The organism is Paenirhodobacter sp. (genome assembly GCF_041916475.1).
Classification (GTDB): Bacteria; Pseudomonadota; Alphaproteobacteria; order Rhodobacterales; family Rhodobacteraceae; genus Rhodobacter.
Genome location: NZ_JAYRZN010000072.1, coordinates 1 through 7,199, shown reverse-complemented (window position 1 = coordinate 7,199; position 7,199 = coordinate 1). Strand labels below are relative to the sequence as shown.

5 protein-coding genes and 1 pseudogene are annotated in these 7,199 nt (G+C 74.7%); all 6 read right to left on the bottom strand.

The annotated features are described in order from the left end of the window. A pseudogene (locus ACOMG5_RS17325) lies at positions 1-588 on the bottom strand (hypothetical protein); the annotation flags it as partial. A gap of 1 nt (position 589) precedes the next feature. Next, positions 590-2,557, bottom strand: a complete 1,968-nt coding sequence (locus ACOMG5_RS17320; protein WP_420345036.1) for an ATP-binding protein — start codon at positions 2,555-2,557, stop codon at positions 590-592. After that, complete coding sequence (locus tag ACOMG5_RS17315) at positions 2,550-4,055, bottom strand: hypothetical protein (RefSeq protein WP_420345035.1); 1,506 nt, start codon at positions 4,053-4,055, stop codon at positions 2,550-2,552. Before ACOMG5_RS17315 ends, ACOMG5_RS17320 begins: the two co-directional genes overlap by 8 nt. A 2-nt stretch (positions 4,056-4,057) precedes the next feature. Further along, positions 4,058-4,951, bottom strand: a complete 894-nt coding sequence (locus ACOMG5_RS17310) for a glycosyltransferase (protein ID WP_420345034.1) — start codon at positions 4,949-4,951, stop codon at positions 4,058-4,060. Next, entirely contained in the window at positions 4,951-6,567 is a 1,617-nt protein-coding gene (locus ACOMG5_RS17305; RefSeq protein WP_420345033.1) for a hypothetical protein, read from the bottom strand. The genes ACOMG5_RS17310 and ACOMG5_RS17305 overlap by 1 nt, the downstream gene beginning before the upstream one ends. 42 nt (positions 6,568-6,609) lie before the next feature. Further along, the coding region (locus tag ACOMG5_RS17300) for a hypothetical protein (RefSeq protein ID WP_420345032.1) at positions 6,610-7,199 on the bottom strand (590 nt) is incomplete at its 5' end.

The following is a 7,199-nucleotide window of genomic DNA, read 5'->3' as shown; positions in this document are numbered from 1 at the left end:
CTGCGCCGCCGCGGGCAGGCCCGCGCGCGCCCCGCGCCGCCCCTCCGCCAGCGCCGCGCCCCGGGCAGTGGCCGCCGCCCTCAAGGCGCCCCCCTCCGGCACCGGCGGCGCCACGATCGCGGCGGTCGATCCCAGAACCCGCGCCCGCCATTCGCCAAGGCTCGGGCCCGCCTCCTCGGCCGCATCCGCCCCGGCCTCGGGCAGGGCGGCATCCGGCGGCGCATCCGCCGGGGCCGCCGGGGCGTCTTCCGGGGGGGCGCCTTCGGCCACCTCTTCCGCAGGCGCCGGTGTCGCGTCGTCTGTCGCCGCAGGCACCGCCTCCGCGCCAGCCCCTGCGGGAGCGGCATCCGGAGGCGGCGCGGCCTCCACCTCCTCTGCCACGGGTACCGGAGCCGCTACCGCAGCAGCGGCCTCAGGCTCCGCCATCCGCGCCCGCTGCCCGGCGTAATAGGCCTCGGCCGCACGGTTGCCCAGCTGGCGCAGCGGCAGGATCCGGGGTGGCTGCGCCTGCGCCGCATCCGGCGCGGGCGGGGCTGTGCGCGGGCGCTCGGCCACCGGCGGCAGGCCCGTGCGCTGCCCCCCGGCCATCTCAGCGCCCCGTCCCGCCGCGCAGCCGCGGATAGGCCGCGCCAAATTCGGCCCGGGTCAGCGGCCTGCCGGATTTTTCGTATTCCAGCGCCACCGCCCGCAGGCAGTGCGCCATGCCGATCCGCACCCCCTCCTCCGCCGCCAGAAATGCCGCCGTGATCAGACAGTTGCGGATCGCCCCGCCAGAGATCTCGAAGGACTGGCCCAGCATCTCGGTGTCGATCTCCGCACCCGCCTCTGGCGGCAAGAGCCGCGCCCAGAGCCGCACCCGCGCCTCGGCATCGGGCAGGCCGAACTCCACCCGCAGGTCGATCCGCCGGGTGAAGGCATCGTCGATGTTCTGCGGATGGTTGCTCGCGAGGATCACCACGCCCCGATGCAGCTCCAGCCGCTGCAGCAGGTAGGAGGTCTCGATATTCGCATAGCGGTCATGGGCGTCGGACACCTCGGAGCGTTTGCCGAACAGCGCATCGCATTCATCGAAAAACAGACAGGCATGCGCGGCCTCAGCGGCGGTAAAGATCTGTTCGAGCTGCTTTTCCGTCTCGCCGATATATTTGCTGACCGTGGCCGAGAGATCGACCCGGTAGAGCGCGAGCCCGAGCCGCGCCGCCACGATCCCGGCCGAGAGGCTCTTGCCCGTCCCCGATGGCCCGGCGAACAGCGCGGTGAGGCCGCGCTCCGGCGCGAGCTTCTGCCCGAAGCCCCAGTCCTCATGCACCTGCCGGGCATGGGTCACCCGGGCGATCAGCGCGGCGATCTGCGCCTTCTGCCGCTCGGGCAGGATCAGGTCGTCCCAGTCCTGCGGCGGATGCAGCCGCTGCGCGAGGCGATCGAGCGTGCGCGGCGCCCGCGCGAGGCAGGCGCGGGTGAGCGCCCCGGCCTCCGGCGGGGCCTGGGCGCCCACGGCAAGGATATCTGCCAGCGGCAGGCGAAACCGGTGCGCAAGCTCCGCCGCAAGCGGCGCCGTGTGGGGCCCTAGCGCATGGAGCCAGAGCGCCCGGCTGCGCGCCCGATTGAGCGGCGGCAGGGCGATTTCCGGCAGGCGCCTGCCATCCCCCCCCCGCGCGAGCGGCGCCGCGGCCACAAAGATCGCATCGGGCGCGAGGTGCAGGATCCGGGCCAGATCGGCGGCGCCGAGCCCCTCTGCGCCAGCCAGAACCGGACGGAGCGCCAGCCTCCGGGCTTCGCGCAGCGCGAGCGCCGGCGCCCCGCCCTCCGCCATGAACCCGGCGATATCGAGCGCGAGCACCTCCTGCCCCGCCGCTTCGGCCAGCGCCACAGCGAGCGCCAGCCGCCCCGCGCCTTCGGGGCCGGTGATCGCCAGCGCGCCCCGCCCCTCCGCCTGCGGCGCGCTGGCGGGCAGCAGCAGCGCAAGCGGCACCCGCGGCGCCTGCAGCAGATGCGGCTCCAGCGCCGGATCCGGCCGCGCCCAATCCTCCCGCCCCAGCAGACGCGCGGCGAGCGCATCCGTCGGGCGCAGCTGCCGATCCGGCACCGGGCGCAGGGGGTCGGCCTCGGCCGTCACCAGCGCCCAGCGGAGCAGCGGATCGGGCGCATAGGCCTCGCCGAGCAGCCTGCGCGCCAGCGCGGGCGTCGGCGCGCGGCGGAGCATATCGTCGCCGAGATAGGCATAGAGCGTCGCGAAGCCCGCATCGCGCTCGGAGAGCAACCCAAGCGCAAGCAGCCCCATCGCCGCCCCGGGCAGGCCGAGCCGGGCGAAAAGCAGCCCCGTCGTCGTCTCCGGCGCACAGAGCTGCGCCAGCAGCCCGTCGCGCAGCGCGCCATCAGATGCGCAGAGCGGCGCCTCCGCCCCCCCCTGCGCCAGGCGGGCAGAGAGCGCCGCGGCATCGGTGGTGGCCACGAAGGGCCCCGCAGGCCCCGCCCCGGCAATCAGCGCTCCGGCGCGCCGCGCCACAAAGCGCCCGAATTCGGCCAGGGCGGCCTCCGGCACAAGCGGCTCAGACATCGGCCACCTCCAGCCGCAGCGCGCGCGGCCCGAACCAGGGCGCCAGCAGCTGCGGCCCCGTGCGCCCACTCATCCGCAGCAAGATGCCCATGGGCAGCGGATCGAGCCGCACCACGATCTCGCGCGGGCCGAGCTGCAGCCAGCCGGGGCGCTCCAGAAACTGCTGCGCGAGATAATCGGCGCTCGCGCGCTCCATGCCGCGAATGCCCTGCGCCAGCAGGTCCAGCACGAGGCCGAGCGCCCCAGTCTCCGGCCCGATGCCATGCGAGGCGGCAAGCCCGCGCAGGGGCTCCGCCGCCGCGGGCCAGGCCGGCGCAACAGGGGCCGGATCGGGCACCCCCGAAAGCAGGCGCAGCGCCGGATCGAGCCCTGCAAGCGGGCGCAGGCCGGGCCGGACCGCCGCGGCCAGCAGCCGGTGCCGCCCCTCCGCGCCGAGCGGCGCGGCGAGCCCCGCGGCCGCGAGGGGGGCAAGCAGCAGCGCGAGCCCGGCGAAGCTGCTGCGCAGGGTCTGCGCGGCCGAAACCGGCCGGGCGGAGGCGGCGGGTACCATGAGCCCGAGGATCGCCGCGAGGCTCCCGGGCGCGTCCCGCAGCGCCTCAATCCGCCGCGCCGGGCCACCGAGCGCGGGCGGCACTGCCGCCAGCTCCGCCATGGCCTCGGGCGCGTCCGGCGCTTGCCACAGGCGCAGCTCCGGGCAGGCGATGCGCAGGGCCTCCACCGCAGCGCAGGCCAGCGCCAGCGGCGCCGCCTGCTCCGGCGGCAGGCGCGCAGGCGCCCACAGATGCAGCAGCCAGTCGAGCGCGCGCCGCGCCCGCGCCACGGGATCGAGCGGATCGAACAGCACCGCTCCGGGCGCCGCCTGCCCCTGCAGCTGCCGGATCAGCCCCGGCGCAAGCGGCACCCCCTCGCCCGGCTCCGGCGGCAGCGCACCACACAGCGCCCGCCACAGCAGCGCCACATCCTCCGCCCCGAAAGCCGCCCGCACCGCCTCCCAGCGCCCGGCCGTGCGCAGGGCGGCCACCACCGCCACGATCCGCTCCGGCGCCTGCGAAAGCCCCAGGGCGATGGCCCGCCCGGCGGGCAGGTCGTCCAGCACGCGAAACTCGTCGAAGCGCCAGTCCCTGCCCCCGGCCAGGCGCTGCCCGGCCCAGGCGGCCAGAAACTCCGCCCGGCTGGCGAAGCGCGCCACATCCGGGCCGCCCTCCGCCAGCAGCCGCTGCAGCTCCCGGCCCAGCGCCGCTGCCCAGACGCGCAGCAGCTCGTCCTCCGCCACCGGATCGCCCCCCTGCAGCGCCGCGGCCCCCGTCACCCGGATCCGCAGCGCCAACGCCCGGATCACCACATGCGGCGCCTCCGGATCCTCCGACCCCGCCGCGGGCTCCAGCGCCGCCGCCAGACGCTCGGCCGCGATCCGGTCGAGCCGCCGCGCGAGCGCCACACGGGCCGGAAGATCCCCTCCGATCCGGTATTTCCCCCGCAGGCGGTCGATGGTCAGCATGATCAGAACCCGATCCCGAAGCGGCTGAAGAACCAATTCGCATCGCGCAGCCGCCGCGCAGCCAGCCGGTCGCGCTCGGCGAGCGTGCCGTCGCTCATCGCCCGCGCGATGGCGCCCTGCGCCGCCGGATGATCGCCCATCCGCGCCAGCACCTGCGCCAGCCGCGCGCCATCCAGATGCAGCGCCGCGAGGCGGACGTGGTTGTAAAGGATCAGCATCACATCCACCGAATAGGGCCGCGCCGCGCGGAACAGGTGATAGACCTCGCTTTGCGGCGCCCCATGGACCTGCAGCCCGAGCAGCCAGAACCGCAGGCACAGCTCGATATCCTCGCTGCCCCAACGGGTCATGCCCGGATCGAAGCCGCCGGCCTCGGCGAACCTGTCCGCGCGCACGGCCTGGCAGGCGCCGATGTGAAACGGCACCGGCCCCGCCGCGCCACAGGGCAGCCACACATTCCCGAGCCCCGGATCGGACCAGGTCACGCCGCAGGCCGCCACCTCCGGCTGCCGGATGGAGCGGAACGCGGGCCCGGTCATCGCCACCTGCGGATCGGCGAGCGGCGCCACCAGCGGCGCGAGCCACCCCGGCGGCACATAGCAATGCCCGTCGAGGAACACGATCGCCTCCCCCCGCGCCACGGCCGCACCGGCGTTGCGCGCCCGCGCGATCCCCTCCCCCGGGCCGCGGATCACCCGCACCCGGTCATCGCCCGCATAGAGCCCCGCGACCCGCTCCGGCGCGCCATCCGCGGAGCCATCGTCCACCACCACGATCTCGGGCGCCGGATCGCCGGAATTTTCATGCACCGCCTGCACCGTATCCACGAGGTTCTGCCCCTCGCTCAGCGCCGGGATCACCACCGAAACCGAAAGCCGCGTCCCGTCGAGCGCCATCAGCCGCCTCCCCGGATGCGGCTGCGCAGCGCATCTTGCAGCGCCGCGACGCGGACTTCGGAGAGGCCGGTGATCCGGGCGAGGCTCTGGCTGTCGGTAGCCAGGATCGCCTCGCCATCGGGAATGCCGCCCTCGCGCAGGCGGGTGATCATGGCGCGGTCCAGCCCGGCCACCTCCTCCAGCACCACCGGGTTGATCACCGGGCCGGAAGGATCGAACGGCCCCGGCCCGAGCGTGAGCGCGGTGAACAGGGTCGGGCGGAAGGTGAAGCGGGTGGGCTCGAGCGTGATCGCGGTAAAGAACGTGGGCTCCGGGCTCGGGCTCGGCGGCGGGGTCGGGCTGGCGCTCGGCGGAGGAGTAGGGCTGGGCGGTGGCGTGGGCCCGATGCAGTCGCACCGGGCCCGAGCGGTCAGCAGCGCGGCGGGATAGATCCGCCGGCGCACCCCCATGTCGATCGCGGCGATCCCGGCATCGCCGCAGTGGATTTCCGCCAGAACAACGCAATCCTCCCCCGGGAGCGGCGGCGCAGCAAGGATCTCCGGCCCGCAGACCAGCCCGGCCACGCTGGCGCAATCGGGCGCAAGGCTGCCCTCGGGCGGCGCGCACAGCACCTCCAGCCGGTAGCCCTCGCAGATCCGGCTCGGCAGCAGGTTGCCCGCGGGCGGCTCACAGCGCTCCGGCAGCGCCGGGAGGAAGCTGCCCGGGGTCTCCTGCGCAAGCAGCACCAGCCAGACCGAGCCGCGCACCACATCGCCAACCCGCACCGCACGCAAGAGCGCGCCCGTCTCCGGCCCGGTCAGCTCGATCCGGCGGATCGCCGTGCCCTGCAGGCGCAGGGTGGAGAAGGTCGCAGCGCCCCCCGGCAGCACGCCGACCGGGGACTGGCGGTCCTGCTCCGCCCCGGCGGAATCATAGGCCACGGCGACCAGCGGCCCGCCGATCTGCACGAAATCGAGCTCCACCTCCGTGGCGGCTTCGCTCAGGCCGATATGGAGCGCGGGCGGGATCACCAGGCCCCGGGTGGCGCCGATCATCCCGCCGAGCGCCGGGCGCGGCCGGTTCACGATCGGGGGCGTGGTCCCGCCCCCGGACACGGCCGCGCGCGCGGTGCGGCGCCGTGGCGCGGCCACCCGCATCTCCGGCGCATCGCCCCCCTCCGCCGGATCGCGCCAGATCTCCAGCCAGTCGGCGATGATGGTGGAGGCGAGCGGGGCATCCTCCGCCACATCGGCAAAGCTCACCGCACGCGCGCCCTGCGTGATCACCGAAGGCGCGGCGGGGGCGGCCATCGCCTCGGGGCTGACGCAGCCCTGCGCAAGGCCGAGGCAGCCCTGCGCCACGGCACAGATATCGAAGGCCGCGCTCTCCACCGCGAGGCCCACCTCCTCCCCCGAGGGCAGCACCGCATGCCCCGGCCCGACGATCACCCCCCAGGCCGCGTTCGGCGCCATCGTCACGCTCAGCCCGCAGGCCACGCCATGGCCGACCAGCGCCCGGTTGTGGCGGTGCTGGCGGTCGCGGATGTAGGTGACAAGCGCGTTGAGATCGGCGCCCGTGAGGGTCTGGCGGTCGAAATAGACCGGGCGGATCGGGGCGTTTTGTGCATCCTGCGCCATGATATGTCCTTTCCCGAAATCGGTGCGCCCGCGGCCGGGCACTCACTGTTCGACGTAGAACCAGCTTTCGAAACTGCCGCCCTGAAGGCCGTTGCCGCTCCGCCGCACGGGCACGGCCCCGAAGATATGGTTGCCATCCACGGCGAAGCGGCCCGCCTCGTCTTGCAGGAAATCCGCCCGCAGCAGCACCCGGTAGGAGCCGGCCTGCACCCCCTCGCGCCAGCTGTCGCCGATGCGCAGCCGGATCGCCCGGGCGAGCGGCTCTCCCGCGGGCAGCGCCGTCGCGGCGGTGATCCGGCCGGCGGCATCGCGCGCCGTCACCTCCACCCCCTCGGCATCGAGCCCACCGACGATCAGCTCCTGCACGCCGCCCTGCTGGCTCACCTGCGCGATCAGCTGGAAGATCTGGTTGAAGCCGCGCCCGCCCTTGCCCAGAAGGCTCGCGATCCGGATCGGGCGGTCGAAGGCGATCACCAGCCCCGGCTCCTTCAGCCCCTCGACCAGATCGCCGAAGCCGCCGAAGCTCGCTTCGTCATGGGTCCAGCTCAGCCCGTCGATATGCACGAGCGTCTCGTTCCGCCCTTCACCATCCTGCCCATCCTGGCCATTCTGCCCCGGCGCACCGGGGGTGC

Bases quoted from the DNA above. Each gene is read 5' to 3' on its own strand.
- ACOMG5_RS17320 (WP_420345036.1), bottom strand. From the start codon at position 2,557: ATGTCTGAGCCGCTTGTGCCGGAGGCCGCCCTGGCCGAATTCGGGCGC.
- ACOMG5_RS17315 (WP_420345035.1), bottom strand. From the start codon at position 4,055: ATGCTGACCATCGACCGCCTGCGGGGGAAATACCGGATCGGAGGGGAT.
- ACOMG5_RS17310 (WP_420345034.1), bottom strand. From the start codon at position 4,951: ATGGCGCTCGACGGGACGCGGCTTTCGGTTTCGGTGGTGATCCCGGCG.
- ACOMG5_RS17305 (WP_420345033.1), bottom strand. From the start codon at position 6,567: ATGGCGCAGGATGCACAAAACGCCCCGATCCGCCCGGTCTATTTCGAC.